This is a genomic window from Mesorhizobium sp. M7A.F.Ca.US.005.03.1.1, assembly GCF_003997975.1.
Lineage (GTDB): Bacteria > Pseudomonadota > Alphaproteobacteria > Rhizobiales > Rhizobiaceae > Mesorhizobium > Mesorhizobium ciceri.
This window is the reverse complement of the sequence record NZ_RZRO01000231.1, coordinates 1-426: the sequence shown is the minus strand read 5'-3', so window position 1 is coordinate 426 and position 426 is coordinate 1. Positions and strand designations below refer to the sequence as shown.

The following is a 426-nucleotide window of genomic DNA, read 5'->3' as shown; positions in this document are numbered from 1 at the left end:
GAGATAGTTGCGTGTCTGGCAGGTCCTTTTGCAGAATCCGCATTCGAAGGCTATCTGGACCCGCGCGATATGGCGATGAATGCGTCCGATGGGAATGAGGGGAGCAGCGACTACGCGGATGCCAAGCGAATCTATGGTGAGTTGCGGTTCCTGATGCCGCGCCGCCCCGATTGGGGGCGGATCGAAGATTGCACGGCCCGGCTAGTACTCGATCACTGGTCGGCCATCGAAGCATTGGCCGCGCATTTGCTGGTCAAGCATGCTCTCCAATTCGATGAGGCTCTGACGATTGTTGCGCCGCATCTTCCGCCCATGCCAGCAGCTACGCCGCCAGAGCGTCATCCGCAGCCTGCTTGATCAGCCATTCGATGTGATTTGACCACATCTGCAACACCTCGCGCTTCTCCTTGACGTTGCTATAGAGAT

Annotated in this window: 1 protein-coding gene; it reads left to right on the top strand. The window is 57.7% G+C overall.

Going from position 1 to position 426, the window contains the following annotated elements; genetic code table 11:
- On the top strand, positions 1-357 hold a 357-nt coding region (locus EN990_RS35690), incomplete at its 5' end, for a hypothetical protein (RefSeq protein WP_164750338.1).
- Between the last annotated feature and the right edge of the window lie 69 nt (positions 358-426).